Genomic DNA, 15,053 nt, shown 5'->3' with positions numbered 1-15,053 from the left:
AGTTTCAATACGCGAGTTTAAATCAAACGAATTTGATTTATTTGCAGAGCTGTATATAGACGCTTTCGATATGCCGTTATTTTTAAAAGAAAATATCGCCCGCAATAATGAAATACTGTATGGTATGCCTGGATGGAAATTTTATTTAGCTAATTATAAAGATAAACCTGCGGGCATAGGTGTACTATTTATGGGAGAGAGGGGGGCATACTTAGCTGCAGCAGGAACTATACCGCAGTATAGAAATAAAGGAGTTCAGGGAGCTTTAATACAACGACGGATTATAGAGGCAAAACGAAATAATTGTAAGGTAATAGTTGGTCAGGCGAGCTTCGGCGGTATCAGTCAAAATAATATGGGAAGAGCAGGGTTGAAAATAGCCTATACAAAGTCAGTATGGACTCATCAATCATAAGCTATATTGGAGGCACAAATTTGAGCCTTCTTTTTTTATTACCCGGGAAATGTTATTATAATATTTTTTGAAGAATATGGATTGAATGTATGAATAAATAGTCTATAAGTTTAAATTTTAGGGTATAGGGTAATATGCTGTCTTTCCAGTGCAAACTGGAAAGAAAAAGGCAAAAGAGAAGATGGTGAGAGATGAAGAAAAACATTTATAATCATTTAAATGGCAGAAAAATCTTTATTACTCTTTTACTCCTATTTGCTATTTTCTTTTTTGTTCAAATACAGGAAAGTACCCTTTATAAGGCCATTATAAATGGTAATTACGAATATATAAAAACAGCTGTATTGGATTCCATTCTATATGTCTACGTTTTCATGCTGTTTATCATGATTATCCAGAACTCATTTACAATTATTCCCCTGATTCTCGTGATTACTATCAACATTACTGTATTTGGATTTTTTAAAGGCTTTATTTGGAGCTGGCTTACAAGTGTTCTGGCGGCAATGATCATTTTTATCTTCATTAGGTATCTATTCACTGATCGTTTTTCGTCGAAAATTTCTCCTGAACAATTACAAAAAATTGAAGATAAAGGTGTTTCTTATATATTGGTTGCTAGAGTTACTCCTTTTATACCAACCAGCATCATTAATAAATTGCAGGATTAAGTTCAATTACATTGCAAAAGTTTATATTAGGTACGGCCGTTGGAAACTTTATTTATTTTTTTATCTTGGCCCTTATTCCAGCAGGTTTATATTCTAGTGGAATCAATGAATACGTGATAGTGGCAATAATCATTTTACTCATGTCTGCATCCTACTTGTTCTCCAAGATAAGAAATAAAAGGAAAAATGATTATACTAAATTAATGCGTAATAAATGTTAAAAAGAGGGAAGATGATATACTATCCCTCTTTCTTATTACCTTTTTTTCGTTAATCATTATTAGTGTAAAAGGATTTGTTATTTAATCATAATTAATTGTTTTATGCAATGGCTCTAACTGATATTGTCTATTTTTCGTTGAACCAATTGAGGGGATATTTGGGTGGATACGGAAAAGTCGCAACAAATCCAGCCAATTACTACTCGCCGAGGGAAAAGAGAGAGTCCTTTTTTAAAGACAAATGAGGACATATAACATGCAAATATCTTTTACAAAGCAATAAGGAGGAACAAACGATGATATTAATTGTTAATCGAATAGAAGGTAATTTGGCAGTCTGTGAGAAAACTGATAAAAGTATGGTGGATGTTGAGTTGAGCAAATTGCCTGTTGATGTAAGGGAAGGAGATATCCTTATTGAAAAGGATGGTAACTATAAGCTTGATTTAACGCAGACTGAAAGAAGGAAAAAACGTGTACAAGATCTTTTGGAAGACTTATTTGAATAAATACCTATTTCACTATCTTACGCCGAAAAAAGCTCAAAGCATTTTGCTTTGAGCTTTATTTCCGTGTACAACTACATATTTACTCTGCTAAAGAGGATTCCCTAAACTCAATATAAAACAGATGAGGAATGGGGTTAATTCTCCATTTACCTTAAAACCAGCTTACTTCATCGATTAATCGGTTATGCTCATTGGAGTCTTAATCTCTGCCTCAGTTTCAGGATGTATCCTTCTGTCGAGAGCAGGAACGATCTTGATAAAAATAACAATCCCAGCTACACCGATACCAGTAATAAAAATGGATGTAGCTAAATTGGATAGATACGCACTTAATGTAATCGTTAGAGAACAAATTAAATTGGCCACATTATAGGTTAATCCGTTTACAGCTAAATAAGAGCTCCTCGCATGTTCAGGGGGCAAATTAGCCATATAATTTTGCTGGACGGGCACACGCAATACTTCAGCAACAGTTGCGATGAACATTGCTCCGAATAAGAACCAGATATTATTAGAGTAAGAAATCACAGCATAGCCGGCTACAAAGACAATGCAGCTGGTGATTAATACATTTCGGTCGTTCAAATTAGAAACAAGCTTTGTCGCAAACAGGGCTAAAATTACAACCAAAATCGTATTTTCTGTACGTAAGAACCCGACCATCTCAATCCCGCCAAATTCGATTCCTAATAGATTCTGAATGGATAGATCCTCTGACAGTCTAATACTCATATAGCTTGTTAATTGGAATTCCATTGATAGAACAAAGATTCCTGCTAATACGTATAAGACAAAGAGTTTATCTTTAAAAACAGAATGATAATTTGAAAATAATTGTTTGACATGTTGGGGTGGTGTTTTTTTCTCTGTTTTATTTGGTATGTAGCTTTCTTCAATAAAAAATGTAATTAAGGTCCATGCAATCAATGAAGTAATTGAAAGAGCGAGGAGTAATTCAAAGAAGTATTCTCTAAACATAAATCCGCCAATGGCACCGCCAAAAGCGATGGATAGATTATTTGCCCAATACATAATGGTATACATCGATTTTCGTTCCTCAGGACGGCTGACATCAATCAGCATTGCCTGATTTGCAGGCCCTGCTAAGCCCCAGCATATACTGTTAACAGTCATCATAAAGAATGTAATCAGCGGTTCTGTAAACCATGGTGAATTGCAAATCATCATGGTAACGAATGCTAAAAATCGAAGCGATTCAGCAAATACGATTAATTTTTTTCTGCCGAAGCTATCTGAAAAATATCCTCCAAAGAAATTAATCGCTATGCCGACAAACACATTAATCAGCAATAAAAGTCCCGCCATTTTTACCCCGAAATGTGATGATAAATAAATCGCCATGAATGGAAATATCATACCTCCAATGGCGGAACTTAAAAATGACTCTATAATACGTATTTTAATTGTACGGTGAAACTGTTTAAAACCCATGGTTGACCCTCCCCTTTTCCCATTATGTAATTTTATAACATTCTGATAATATTTCAATATAAATTAAGAAAACATGGAATATTGTTTCTATTTCTTATTCTATTTTTTAAAATGGAAGATTACATCCGTAATTTTACGGATAGAATCTACAACTTTCGATGGAGCATAAAAAGCCAAATTCACAAATAAGTGAACTTGGCATAAGCATTTTTTTACTTCCTTTTTTCAAGCAAAGTGCAGTTATTCATCCAATGAGTGTACATTTTCAGCTATATCTTTATAAAGCGGATAAACGTTAAAGGCTGGCGTTTTGCTGCTAAGGCTGAGAATACCGATAAAATCAATATGATCCCAATTGCTCATGATAGGGTAGTAGTTCCATTTCCCTTTTTCTGCTACCCCATTATAGGCTTTTGCTGGTTGTCCAAATGGCGAAAAAGACGAAACCGTACTGACTAATCCATCGTTTGGCCACCAGCTTTTATCTATAATGGGTCCATCTTGTGGATTAGTTCTACTAAATTTCCCTAAGAAACTGGTAGGTTGATGGAGAAACAGATGTGTGTAAGCAGATGGTATATGCTGACCTGTCAAAATACTCTTTTTGGAGGTTTGACCGGTGTAGGAGAAATAATAAACATCTGATTTTGTCTCTACCTTTTGATTAAGTACAGCAGCCCCTGGTGTACTTAAATCATATGCACTTATATCAGTACTCTCCCAAATCTTACTGTTAATGACTTTGGAGAGATACGATTTAAAAGACTCCCCGGGTTCTCTGCGAATTCCCCAATGGTCCAATTTAAAATCATATACTAAGTTTTCTTGGCTGATCCCTGTAACACTGGCGACATTAATGATTAGATCTTTAACAAAAGATATTATTCTATTTTCATCATCTGCATATGTTGTACCGTTATGTGGGGTAGCAATGCTGCTCACACTGTGCACCCACGATTTATTGCCTTCAAAAAGAGAGGACATACTTTCATTCGGGTGGACCTGATGATAGTCACGTTCTTCTGCACTGCCGTCTTCTAGAAGATCAACTAAACTGCGTGTTGTTAATCCTCCCATGCTGTGGCCTACAAGGTGAACCGGATGATCAGCATCCCACTCAGGGTAGACCCCTTCATAGGTGCGCCCATAACGTGAATGTCCATGCTGTTTGGCATGGGACGCTCCGTAATCTACCGTGCCGCCTTTAATATAATAATAGAGTTCTACTGAACGATCATAGTTGCTGGCTACTGGACTGACACTTGCTACAAATGTTTGATGGCCCATGCTTTCTAAGTACTCCGGAACATCCTTTAGTCCGCCCCAATAATTGTAACCTAAAAATTCGCCTTCTCCCCATCCACCTAAACCATGGACCAACACGATAGGATAATCATTGCCTTGGTTTTCAGCGGCACTCGCCTTTGTCTGTGGCAAAAAAGCAAAAAAGCTAATGATTAATCCTGTGACCAAAATAAGATTTGTTACTTTCGATTTCAAACCAATTCCTCCTTAAAATAAAAAGTAGTCCATGACAAAGCGACGGGGTTCGAGTTCTTGCGAAGGAGTATTTTGATAATTCTGTCAATTATTACTATATGTTAGCGCTTACATAATAAGCAAGTGAAAAATTATGAATTAAATATAAATAGGAAATTCAGCCTAACGTTTCCGGATAGGTAAATAAGGGTATTTTACAGCCATATAAAAGTAAAAAGATTCTATAAGGGTAGAAAGTGGGATATGTATGTCGGGAATATTACTAGCATTATTAGCTGCTGTATGCTGGGGCAGCTTGGTATTAATTAGCGTAAAACTTGGTGGAAATGCTTATAGCCAAACATTGGGAATCACATTGGGTGCATTTCTCTTTGCTGTAATTATGTTGTTTTTTTCTGAACCTGTATTTAATCCTACAGTTTGGATTGTAGGGTTGATTTCAGGAGGACTGTGGGCAATTGGGCAAACAGGGCAGTTTATTAGCGTCAAGTATATAGGTGTATCGAAAACAGTACCCATTTCAACGGGCATGCAATTAATCGGAACTTCTTTATTTGGTTTGATTGTTTTTAATGAATGGAGCACGAAGGCTCAAATTATTATGGGGATACTGGCTCTTTGCTGTTTGATTGCAGGCGTGATTCTTAATTCAGTCGGAAATGATAGCGATGAAGAAGGAAGTCAGTTAAAAAAAGGCTTAATCACTCTGACATTATCGTCATTAGGGTATATAGGCTATGTTGTTATTATCAGATGGTATGAAATTGATGGCTGGTCAGCTATTCTTCCGCAGGCTACCGGAATGCTAATTGTTGGTCTTGTAATAGGCTTTTGGAAGCATGCGTTTGATAAATATACAGTGAGAAATATGCTTTCTGGGCTTGTTTGGGCAACGGGTAATATTGCACTTCTTCTGTCAGTTCCAAAAATCGGAGTAGCCACAAGTTATTCTCTTTCTCAAACAGGTATTGTGATTTCCACGCTTGGGGGGATTTTCTTATTGGGTGAGAAAAAGGATAAGAAAAGGTTGATAATGGTCATCGCAGGCTGTCTCCTTGTTATTGCCGGAGGCGTTATATTGGGATATACCAAGAAATAAATAGTCGAGAGGAGAAACGTACTATGTATAAAGATTTAGAAGGTAAAGTTGTTGTTATAACTGGAGCAAGTAAAGGGCTTGGAAAGGCCATGGCCCTTCGTTTTGGGGAAGAGAAAGCAAAAGTAGTTATTAATTATCGTTCAACTGAAAAAGATCTAGATGAGATTGTTCGAATCATTAAAGCCTGTGGTGGGGACGCCATCACTGTTCAGGCGGATATTTCGAAAGAAGAGGACGTTAAAAGGTTAATAAATGAGGCAGTTGAGACATTTGGTACACTTGATGTCATGGTTAATAATGCTGGAGTTGAAAATGAAATGCCTTCACACGAATTAAGCCTTGAAGATTGGAATAAGGTTATTTCCACGAATTTAACAGGATGTTTTTTAGGAAGCAGAGAAGCCATTAAGTATATGGTTGAACATAAGATAAAAGGTTCCGTCATTAATATGTCATCTGTACATGAGCAAATTCCATGGCCCCATTTTGTCCACTATGCGGCAAGTAAAGGTGGGGTTAAACTAATGAGTGAAACGCTTGCCTTGGAGTATGCTCCGAAAGGAATTCGCGTAAATAATATATGTCCGGGCGCAATCAATACACCTATCAATGAAGAAAAATTCAATGATCCTGAAGCGAAGAAGCAAGTTCTTGATCTTATTCCAATGGGATATATCGGTAAGCCTGAAGAGGTTGCGGCGTGTGCAGTTTGGCTTGCTTCGAAGGAATCAAGCTATGTGACAGGATTAAGCTTATTTGTAGATGGTGGAATGACACAATATCCAGGTTTCCAGGCAGGCAGAGGATAAACATTCGGTAAAAAAGATCATGCCCTTTGGATAATTAACAGACAATCGTACATACATTATTAGGATGGTATGTACATAGTCTATTGTATCTGAAATATAAGGGTGGAGTTTTATGCCGATAAGATCTGGTTTGGAATACATCGAGAGAATAGATAATCTTCATTCAACGATATGGATCGATGGACAAAAAGTAAATGGTAAAATTTCTGAACATCAAGCTTTTAAAGGAGTCATGAAAAGTCAGGCTGCCTTATATGATTTGCAATTAAAGGAATCCAACCGAGATATCATGACATTTCGTTCACCTGTTACTGGCAATCTGGTTGGGACCTCTTTTTTGGAACCAAAAACAAAAGAGGATTTAGAAAAAAGAAGACTGATGACACAAGTATGGGCTAAATCAAGCGGAGGGTTTTTGGGCAGATCACCAGACTACATGAATACTGTGATGATGTCCTTTGCGTCTGCCGCGGCCATTTTTTCTGAGCAGGATGAACGCTTCACTAAAAACATGCTGACGATATTTGAGAATGCCCGCGAGCAAGATTTATCTTTCACCCATACATTTATTAATCCACAGGTTAATCGCTCATCCTATTATGTTGAAAATTTCACCCAGACAATATCAGCACAGACGACAGAAATAAAGGATGATGGGATTGTTATAAATGGAGCCAGGCTTTTAGCCACACAGGGAGGAATTACGGATGAAATACTAGTGTTCCCTGCCAATGCCGCTGGGCATAATAAAGATTTGGCTTATGGCTTTTCCATTCCAAGCAACACGCCTGGATTGAGATTTATATGCAGAGAACCATTTAGCTACCGTGATTCGGCATTTGATCATCCGCTTGGTTCCCGTTTTGATGAAGTGGATTCCATTGTCGTGTTTGATCAGGTATTGGTTCCCTGGGATAGAGTGCTCTTTTATGAGAATCCTCTTATAGCTCAAAAAATTTATCAGGAAAGCAGCTTCCATTTACTAGCTGCACATCAGGTTACATGCAGAAGAATCATCAAGCTGGAGATGGTATTGGGAATTGCCCAAAAGCTAATTGATTCCATACAGGTGGGGGAGTATCAGCATATACATGAAAAAATAAGTGAAATATATGTCGGATTGGAATCATTAAAGGCTTTGTTGCTTGCATCTGAAGTAAATGCCAAGGCGGATAAGTGGGGAACAATGGTACCGGATGCAAATCCGTTACAGGCATCCATTTTATTGTTTGCTCGTTTGAATCCAAGATGTACGGAAATTCTTCAATTAATCGGAGCGAGTGGGCTTATGGCCATTCCAACAGAAGCTGATTTTTCATCAGAAATCGGTGCGGATCTTGATTTGTATATGCAGGGAGCCATCGTTGGAGCAGAAGAAAAAGTGAAGATTTTTCGGTTGGCATGGGATATATCCATGAGTGCTTTCGGAACGCGACAATCCCTGTATGAACGATTCTTTTTTGGCGACGCAGTCAGATTGGCTTCAGGGCTCTATATGAGTTACCCAAAAGAAAACTATGTTAAATTAATTGATCAATTTTTAGATGAATACTAAGAGGGAGGACAGTTATCGAAAAAACGATAGCTGTCTTTATTTTTGGCTGTTATCGTATAGATTGTTGTTCCTGTATATAAAGGAGTAAATATCCATTTAGTGGTACCATTAGATAAAGAAAGCTACTACAACAAAAGGAATAGATTTGTAGAGTGAGGGAGATTGGTAGGTGTACGAATCTCGATAATAATAGAGAAATATTTATTTAGAGGTGGCGCAATGTTTTTTAGAAAAAAGAGATTTTTTGTTTGTTCGGTATGTGGTTATGATCGTTTACCAGGGCCTTTATATGAAAAGGGTATTCCTGATGTAAGCCTTATTTGTGCTTGTTGTGGATTTCAGCCAGGGTACGACGATGAAGTTTTAGGATATACATTTGAAAGTTATCGAGAAGAGTGGATAGAAAAGGGGGCTAAATGGTTTTGGGAGAAAGAGAAACCAAAGCAATGGGAGCTCAAGAAACAGCTGGAAAATATTGATATAAAATAGAGCTTAAGGTCGAGTTTGTAAATTTGCATTCTTTATTCTTTATAGAACCGGTGAAGATTAACGGATGAAGGAAATGGAAAACACAAGTAGAATCTATTCAAAGAAACATAAGGGGGAGAATAATGAAAAAAGCACTATTGGTTATAGACGTTCAGAATGGAATGTTTCAAGAAGGGAACGTTGTGTATAAAGGAGATGTCCTGCTAAAAAAATTAAAAGGACTGATTGATCAGGCACGCTCTTCTAAGACACCGATTTTCTATATACAGCATAATGCATCTGCTGGACACCTATTAGAATATAGAACAAAAGGTTGGGAGATTCATCCTGAAATTAATCCAAATAATCAAGATATCATTATTCAAAAAACTACCCCTGATTCATTTTTTAATACTACTTTAGATGATGAACTGAAAAGACAAGGGATTGAACATTTAATACTTGCCGGAATTCAAACAGAAGCCTGTGTTGATACAACTTGCAGAAGAGCTTTTAGTATGGGATATAAAGTCACTTTAGCTTCAGATACACACAGCACTTGGGATTCAGAAGACCTTACTGCCCAACAAATTATAAACCATCATAACGGTGTATTACGCTGGTTTGCTGATGTTTACTCAAGTCAAGACATTACATTTAATAGTGCATTGTAAACTTTCAAGTCTACATTAATCCATACATGGAATAGATTGATGATTAACTTGTAGAAAAAAGACTGATTTTTAATAACATTTAGTAATTAGTTGAATGACTTGCAATTCGATTAGGAACTAAATTAGTTATTATCTTAATATTATAGTAGGTATTGTAAATTATCTGTTTTTAATTAATAATTAGAGTATAATTTGTAACGACTTTTTATCGGAAGGGAACCAAATGAAAGTGAGCATTAAAGAGGAATATGAGAAGCTAGATGTTTCCATGGGACAGATAAAGTATGCAAAGAGAATACAAAAATTGTTATGCGAAAGATTGGATATGGAATTGCCAAGCGAGTATGAGCTATCTGAAATTGTGGTGGAACAGGCTTTGTTTACTTATATAGATATATTAGAAAAATATTATCGCTTGGATGGAAAACCGTGGGAAGAGTTTTATGCAATATATCATGGAGTAACTAATGTTCCTAGACAATTAGAGGACTTTAAAGAACAGAAAAAAGGGACTTTGCAACTTTTAAGAAAAAGGGAGAGCTAATCCTCAGCTGAAGTAAAACTTTGAGGAAAAAGAAGCACTTAGCTAATGCTAACTCTCTTTGTGAAAGAATAAACTGAAACTATCGGGAGTACCCGCTCCAATATCAGAGCTGTGATGTAGTGACCCCAATAAGTTAGAAATCTGACTTTTGGGGTGTAATACTGATCAGCTCTTTTTTTGCTATGCAGCTAGGGGCAGTATATTTCAATGGAGTATGGATATTTATGTTAAAGTGAACATGTAGGGAGGAGAGATAGTTGGTTTATTTCGCAAAGACTCAAAGAGTAGCATTATGGTATATAATGCTATTAATGATATTGACAATTTCAATAAATGACTTTTTCGATTGGTTATTATACTTCCAAATGATATTTTCTTTAGTTATTCTTGTTTTATTATGTATCAGATATAAATTTGTGATAAATAATGACTATTTGACGTATCAAATATTGTTTTTTAAATGGCCTTTATATAAAACAAGTATATTTCCCCATCAAATAAAACAGATTAAATTTAAACGAGTCAATTGGTATACCAAAGGTGCTTTTATGCAAGTTAAAAAAGGACTTACCATCCGAATTGTAAATTTCAATCCCAACGACGTTTTCAAAGAATTAGTTGATTTTGCTAACAAACATGGTATTCCATATTCTAAAACGAAAGATTATATAATTATAGAAAAATAGTCTTATTCCCTAACGAGGGTATTACTTTCATATCAAGGGCTGGTTGATCAGCTCTTTTTTGCTATTCGGTTAAAGGAACAGATTAGTACAAGATGACCAAAGCTAATAAGTTATAAAATATGAGGTGGTAAAATGAAATTCCATCTATTGGGAGAAAAAGCTAAAGTAGAAATAGATATCATAGCTCGTGAATATCCGAATAGCTTTGATTATTGGGATGGAAACTGGGTTATTTCAAACGTGAAAGTTGAAATCCCTGGATATTATGTTGATTTTATTGCTAGTTTAAGAACTGATGACATTAGGGATTTTTTAAATGATTTGAAGTTAATGAATAAGGATTTATCGGGTAAAGCTATATTGAAAAATTTAGATAGCTTTATTTATTTTGAATGTGAAATGGATAAGTTGGGGCATATAGAATGGTCTGGAGAGACTTGTTATCCGACAGGAAGTGGTGCTGTATTATCCTTTGAATTTGTATCAAATCAATCATATTTAGATGATTTGATTAAAGAATTAGAGAATATAATCTCTCTATATCCAGTTATAAGTAAACCGTAGCTATTGTATTAACAGGTCAATAGCAGAAAATCAAGGCTGTCATGTTGACGGTCTTTTTTTATGCTCCCCATTAGGTAAGACAGTTTGAAAAATCTGGCTTACCTAATGGGGAGTTTTTCTGTGCTCAAAAAAAAAGAACGCTGTATTGATCACATGGGGCGATTCATTTTGGGGCACAGTAAAATAGAATAGTATTATTAAAAAAACGAATTTTAAAAGAGGCGTTAATAGCATCTGTAACAACGTTATCAATAGAGATTGAGCGGCAGAACCCCTTAGAATTCAGGGTTCTGCTTTTATTATATTCATTGTTTACTAGACAGGGAGCAGTTCAATACCGCAGTTGTTTAAGTGAATATTCCTAGCTTTCCAATACGTTCAATAGCTTCTATTAGCCGTTTTTCGTCTACTAATAAGCCGACACGAATGTAGCCTTCTCCGTATTCACCAAAGCCTTTTCCTGCTGCAACGGCTACATCTGCTTTTTCAAGCAAATAATCAGCAAAGCTCTCGCTCTTGAAACCGGCAGGGACAGGAAGCCAAGCAAAGAATGAACCAGTTGGGGCTTCGACTTTCCAGCCGATTTTATTGCAAGCGCCAATGAGGGAATTTCGTCGTCGTTCATAGCGTTCGATAAGCTCTTCTACGCAGGATTGCTCCCCTGTCAAGGCTGCGATTGCCGCTTTTTGTACAGCAGGGAAGAGGCTGACGTAAAGATGATCTTGAATGAGATTGAGTGCTTCGATGATAGCTGGGTTTCCGATAGCAAAGCCAACACGCCAGCCTGCCATATTGTAAGTTTTCGAGAGTGTGTACATTTCAATGCCGACTTCTTTTGCACCCTCCGTTTCAAGAAAACTGATAGGTTTTTGTCCATCAAAGCCAATAGCTCCATAGGCAAAATCATGAAGTACGGTAATGTTATTTTCTTTTGCAAATGATACTGTTTTTTCAAAAAAAGCATGATCTGCGGTAGCTCCGGTAGGATTATTTGGGTAGTTTAAATACATTAGCTTTGCATGGGTCCTTTGTTCTAAAGGGATGCTTTCATAATCCGGCAAAAATTGATTATCTTTTGTTAGTGGAAAAGTTTCATAGTTTACGTTTGCTAATACAGCTCCAGATAAATAGTCGGGATAGCCTGGGTCTGGCAAGAGCATTAGCTCTCCATCGTTGAGCAAGCACATTGGTAGCTCAACTAGTCCGGCCTTCGTTCCAAAAAGGATGGCAACTTCAGTTTTAGGGTCAACCTCGACGCCATATTGCTTGTGATAAAATTGTGCTGCCGCTTCTTTCAACTCTTCCAAACCCCGAAATGGAGAATATTTATGAGTTTGTGCATCTTCAGCCGCCACTTGCAGGGCTTTGACGATATGCGCAGGAGTAGGTTGATCAGGATTTCCTTGTCCGAGATTAATAATGTCTCTGCCTTCAGCTATAGCGCTGTTAACTTTTAGGACAAGTGTTGCAAAAAATTGGACTGGCAGTTTTTTTAAGCGTTCTGAATATGTCATATAATTCACCTTTACGAAGAGAATATAGTTTTGAATATTTAAATAATAGATAAAATTCTATAACCTTTATTTAGAAATGTCTATAGTGAGCTGAAAGAATTTGAATATAGCGGTAGTAAATGGTTATTAGATTTGCTGAGTCATAGATTATAGGGGAACGTTTGATGAAGTGGGTGTGGTAGCTTTTTCAGAAATGATTGTTTTTCGGAAAATGTGAAATGTGGAGACTATACATTAAATGAGCTTGTTTGGCAGATGAAAATAGTGAGCGATGAAAGTGTTATTCAGTCGGCTTGCGAAAATGTAGAGTTTTACATTATCGTCAGTTCAGCCCTACGAAGAAGAATGGGGAGTTTTTTAATCCGATGTATGTGGATTGGAATATTTTATTGAAATTGCAATGATGAAAGCGGTTCAACAGTTTACGTCAAAAAGGTTTTTGTTGACAGACTATTCTGAAGTCTGTAATATCATAAACAAATCAAATAAAGCTATAGCTTATCGAGAGCGACCGAGGGACTAGGCCCTATGACGTCCGGCAACCCCCTTAATAGGGAAGGTGCCAATTCCTGCAGAATGTATTACATTCTGAAAGATAAGTCGAGATAGATGTATTTCGATGCCCCTTTCAGATGAGAGGGGCATTTTTGTTTCAAAAAATGTGTAGAGATAGAGGTTGGCATATGATAAAAATTCAGAATGTTAATAAGATTTACAAAACTAAAAGCGGTATAGTAAATGGAGTTGACAACGTTTCCTTAACAATTAAAAAAGGCGAGATATTCGGGATTGTCGGGTACTCAGGAGCAGGTAAAAGCTCGCTGCTACGCTGTATTAATTTGTTGGAGCGTCCAACATCGGGAAATATCACAGTTGATGGAATTGATCTGGCTAAGTTGAGAAGCAAGCAATTGCGTCATGCACGCTTAAAAATCGGGATGATTTTTCAGCACTTTTATCTTATTAGCCAGAAAACAGTTTTTGAAAATATAGCTTTTTCTTTAAAGGCAGCAAAAGTGCCGCAGACTCAAATACAAGACCGAGTAGAAGAACTGTTGAAAATGGTCGGATTAGCTGAAAAGCGTGAAGTGTATCCTTCGCAGCTAAGTGGGGGACAGAAGCAGCGTGTAGCGATTGCAAGGGCGTTGGCGAATAACCCGACAGTACTCCTTTGTGATGAGGCGACCTCAGCACTAGATCCGACGACAACGAAATCAATATTGAATTTGTTGAAAAAAATCAATAAGGAGCTCAATATTACGATTGTGTTGATTACACATGAGATGAATGTAGTAAAGGAAATTTGTAATCGAATGGCGATTATGCAGGATGGCAAGGTCATTGAGGAAGGCTCGGTGTATGATATTTTTGCTAAACCCCATGCCGATCTTACGAAGGAATTCATTAACAGTGTTGTTTCGTTCGATATACCTGACGCTATTTACCAAAGTTGCAAGGGTCCGATTGTCAAGGTGACGTTTAGGGGAACGGTTGCCGGTGAGGGAGTCATATCGGATACGCTTCAGCAATTTAATGTAAAAGGCAATTTTCTTCATGGCTCAATTGAATATATTCAGGAATTGCCTTTAGGTATTTTTATCATGGAGCTTCGCGGACAGAAGGAAGAGATTAATAAAGCGATATCTTATATAGAAAGTCGAGAGGCAGAAGTGGAGGTGTTCCAACATGGGCTTTGATTTCAACCACTTTATAGAGCTTATTCCTGAAATTAACACAGCATTTTTGCAGACGATTTACATGATTTCCATTTCTTTAGCTGTCGCAATCGTGATTGGTTTACCAGTTGGAATTCTATTATATGTGACAGAAAAGGGTTTATTTTGGGAAAACAAAACGGTTCAGAGGATATTAGGATTTGTCGTCAATTTGGTCCGATCAATACCATTTATTATTTTATTGGTTGCTCTTATGCCATTGACCGAATTTGTTGTAAAGACAACGATTGGACCAACAGCTGCTAGCGTATCGCTGTCAGTCGCAGCTATTCCGTTTTTTGCGAGAATCGTTGAAACGTCTTTACGAGAAATTGATAAAGGTGTTATTGAAGCCGCGATAGCAGCTGGTGCGACACCGTGGATGATTATTAAGGAAGTACTATTGCTCGAAGCGAGATCAGGTATCATTTCGGGTATTACACTTACATTAATTAGCTTGATTGGGTTTTCTGCTATGGCAGGAACGGTCGGTGGTGGCGGTATTGGTGATTTAGCGATTCGCTATGGGTATTATCGCTATGATAATACCATTATGATTGCAACTGTTATTATTTTAATCGTATTGGTTCAGGTTATCCAACTTGCCGGTGATTTCATCGCAAAAGTTATAGATAAAAGATAATAGAAAAGGGGAAT

General features: G+C 36.9%; 15 protein-coding genes and 1 riboswitch. Of the genes, 12 read left to right on the top strand and 3 right to left on the bottom strand.

Annotated features, from left to right (window positions below):
* The first annotated feature begins 70 nt into the window (after window positions 1-70).
* The 3 genes from AC4G3N_RS13935 (at window position 71) to AC4G3N_RS13925 (ending at window position 1,816) form a co-directional block, all read left to right on the top strand.
* A complete protein-coding gene (locus AC4G3N_RS13935; RefSeq protein WP_491090355.1) occupies window positions 71-415 on the top strand; it encodes a GNAT family N-acetyltransferase in 345 nt (114 codons plus the stop codon).
* Window positions 416-606: 191 nt separating this feature from the next.
* A complete protein-coding gene (locus AC4G3N_RS13930; protein WP_491090354.1) occupies window positions 607-1,086 on the top strand; it encodes a TVP38/TMEM64 family protein in 480 nt (159 codons plus the stop codon).
* Between the two features lie 517 nt (window positions 1,087-1,603).
* On the top strand, window positions 1,604-1,816 hold the full coding sequence (locus AC4G3N_RS13925) for a DUF3006 domain-containing protein (protein ID WP_066102047.1): 213 nt from the start codon (window positions 1,604-1,606) through the stop codon (window positions 1,814-1,816).
* Window positions 1,817-1,990: 174 nt separating this feature from the next.
* Here AC4G3N_RS13925 and AC4G3N_RS13920 read toward each other — a convergent pair whose 3' ends face one another.
* Both AC4G3N_RS13920 and AC4G3N_RS13915 read right to left on the bottom strand, forming a co-directional pair.
* Window positions 1,991-3,268: an MDR family MFS transporter gene (locus AC4G3N_RS13920; protein ID WP_066102042.1), complete on the bottom strand. Its 1,278-nt coding sequence runs from the start codon at window positions 3,266-3,268 to the stop codon at window positions 1,991-1,993.
* Between the two features lie 240 nt (window positions 3,269-3,508).
* Window positions 3,509-4,768: an esterase/lipase family protein gene (locus AC4G3N_RS13915; protein WP_491090353.1), complete on the bottom strand. Its 1,260-nt coding sequence runs from the start codon at window positions 4,766-4,768 to the stop codon at window positions 3,509-3,511.
* A 247-nt stretch (window positions 4,769-5,015) separates the two neighbouring features.
* Between AC4G3N_RS13915 and AC4G3N_RS13910 the strand changes: the two genes are divergently transcribed.
* The 7 genes from AC4G3N_RS13910 to AC4G3N_RS13880 all read left to right on the top strand — a co-directional run bounded on the left by AC4G3N_RS13910 (window position 5,016) and on the right by AC4G3N_RS13880 (window position 11,167).
* A complete protein-coding gene (locus AC4G3N_RS13910; protein ID WP_066102037.1) occupies window positions 5,016-5,867 on the top strand; it encodes a GRP family sugar transporter in 852 nt (283 codons plus the stop codon).
* Between the two features lie 23 nt (window positions 5,868-5,890).
* Window positions 5,891-6,676, top strand: a complete 786-nt coding sequence (locus AC4G3N_RS13905; protein WP_139891519.1) for a glucose 1-dehydrogenase — start codon at window positions 5,891-5,893, stop codon at window positions 6,674-6,676.
* Between the two features lie 112 nt (window positions 6,677-6,788).
* Window positions 6,789-8,231, top strand: a complete 1,443-nt coding sequence (hpaB, locus tag AC4G3N_RS13900; RefSeq protein ID WP_491090352.1) for a 4-hydroxyphenylacetate 3-monooxygenase, oxygenase component — start codon at window positions 6,789-6,791, stop codon at window positions 8,229-8,231.
* A 219-nt stretch (window positions 8,232-8,450) separates the two neighbouring features.
* Complete coding sequence (locus AC4G3N_RS13895) at window positions 8,451-8,720, top strand: hypothetical protein (protein ID WP_491090351.1); 270 nt, start codon at window positions 8,451-8,453, stop codon at window positions 8,718-8,720.
* A 122-nt stretch (window positions 8,721-8,842) separates the two neighbouring features.
* Window positions 8,843-9,373, top strand: a complete 531-nt coding sequence (locus AC4G3N_RS13890) for a cysteine hydrolase family protein (protein ID WP_491090350.1) — start codon at window positions 8,843-8,845, stop codon at window positions 9,371-9,373.
* Window positions 9,374-9,596: 223 nt separating this feature from the next.
* On the top strand, window positions 9,597-9,917 hold the full coding sequence (locus AC4G3N_RS13885; RefSeq protein ID WP_066102026.1) for a hypothetical protein: 321 nt from the start codon (window positions 9,597-9,599) through the stop codon (window positions 9,915-9,917).
* A gap of 818 nt (window positions 9,918-10,735) precedes the next feature.
* On the top strand, window positions 10,736-11,167 hold the full coding sequence (locus tag AC4G3N_RS13880) for a WapI family immunity protein (RefSeq protein WP_490558993.1): 432 nt from the start codon (window positions 10,736-10,738) through the stop codon (window positions 11,165-11,167).
* Window positions 11,168-11,514: 347 nt separating this feature from the next.
* Here the strand turns inward: AC4G3N_RS13880 and AC4G3N_RS13875 are convergent, their stop codons facing one another.
* Window positions 11,515-12,681, bottom strand: coding sequence for a pyridoxal phosphate-dependent aminotransferase (locus tag AC4G3N_RS13875; protein WP_491090349.1), 1,167 nt, complete (start codon window positions 12,679-12,681; stop codon window positions 11,515-11,517).
* Between the two features lie 495 nt (window positions 12,682-13,176).
* Window positions 13,177-13,283: riboswitch (SAM riboswitch) on the top strand.
* A gap of 81 nt (window positions 13,284-13,364) precedes the next feature.
* On the opposite strand from AC4G3N_RS13875, the gene AC4G3N_RS13870 reads away from it, so the two are divergent.
* The gene (locus AC4G3N_RS13870) at window positions 13,365-14,378 is read left to right on the top strand and encodes a methionine ABC transporter ATP-binding protein (RefSeq protein ID WP_139891514.1); all 1,014 of its coding nucleotides are present in this window, start codon (window positions 13,365-13,367) and stop codon (window positions 14,376-14,378) included.
* Window positions 14,368-15,039 carry a methionine ABC transporter permease gene (locus AC4G3N_RS13865; protein WP_066102014.1) on the top strand — a complete coding sequence of 224 codons (672 nt, stop codon included), beginning with the start codon at window positions 14,368-14,370 and terminating at the stop codon, window positions 15,037-15,039. Before AC4G3N_RS13870 ends, AC4G3N_RS13865 begins: the two co-directional genes overlap by 11 nt.
* Window positions 15,040-15,053 lie beyond the last annotated feature (14 nt).

The organism is Bacillus sp. z50 (genome assembly GCF_058313585.1).
Note: the sequence above shows the minus strand (reverse complement) of the source record. Positions and strands in the feature narration are given on the sequence as shown.

Coding starts and splice junctions, on each gene's coding strand:
- AC4G3N_RS13935 (WP_491090355.1), top strand. CDS start 71: ATGCCGTTATTTTTAAAAGAAAATATCGCCCGCAATAATGAAATACTG.
- AC4G3N_RS13930 (WP_491090354.1), top strand. CDS start 607: ATGAAGAAAAACATTTATAATCATTTAAATGGCAGAAAAATCTTTATT.
- AC4G3N_RS13925 (WP_066102047.1), top strand. CDS start 1,604: ATGATATTAATTGTTAATCGAATAGAAGGTAATTTGGCAGTCTGTGAG.
- AC4G3N_RS13920 (WP_066102042.1), bottom strand. CDS start 3,268: ATGGGTTTTAAACAGTTTCACCGTACAATTAAAATACGTATTATAGAG.
- AC4G3N_RS13910 (WP_066102037.1), top strand. CDS start 5,016: ATGTCGGGAATATTACTAGCATTATTAGCTGCTGTATGCTGGGGCAGC.
- AC4G3N_RS13905 (WP_139891519.1), top strand. CDS start 5,891: ATGTATAAAGATTTAGAAGGTAAAGTTGTTGTTATAACTGGAGCAAGT.
- hpaB (WP_491090352.1), top strand. CDS start 6,789: ATGCCGATAAGATCTGGTTTGGAATACATCGAGAGAATAGATAATCTT.
- AC4G3N_RS13895 (WP_491090351.1), top strand. CDS start 8,451: ATGTTTTTTAGAAAAAAGAGATTTTTTGTTTGTTCGGTATGTGGTTAT.
- AC4G3N_RS13890 (WP_491090350.1), top strand. CDS start 8,843: ATGAAAAAAGCACTATTGGTTATAGACGTTCAGAATGGAATGTTTCAA.
- AC4G3N_RS13885 (WP_066102026.1), top strand. CDS start 9,597: ATGAAAGTGAGCATTAAAGAGGAATATGAGAAGCTAGATGTTTCCATG.
- AC4G3N_RS13880 (WP_490558993.1), top strand. CDS start 10,736: ATGAAATTCCATCTATTGGGAGAAAAAGCTAAAGTAGAAATAGATATC.
- AC4G3N_RS13875 (WP_491090349.1), bottom strand. CDS start 12,681: ATGACATATTCAGAACGCTTAAAAAAACTGCCAGTCCAATTTTTTGCA.
- AC4G3N_RS13870 (WP_139891514.1), top strand. CDS start 13,365: ATGATAAAAATTCAGAATGTTAATAAGATTTACAAAACTAAAAGCGGT.
- AC4G3N_RS13865 (WP_066102014.1), top strand. CDS start 14,368: ATGGGCTTTGATTTCAACCACTTTATAGAGCTTATTCCTGAAATTAAC.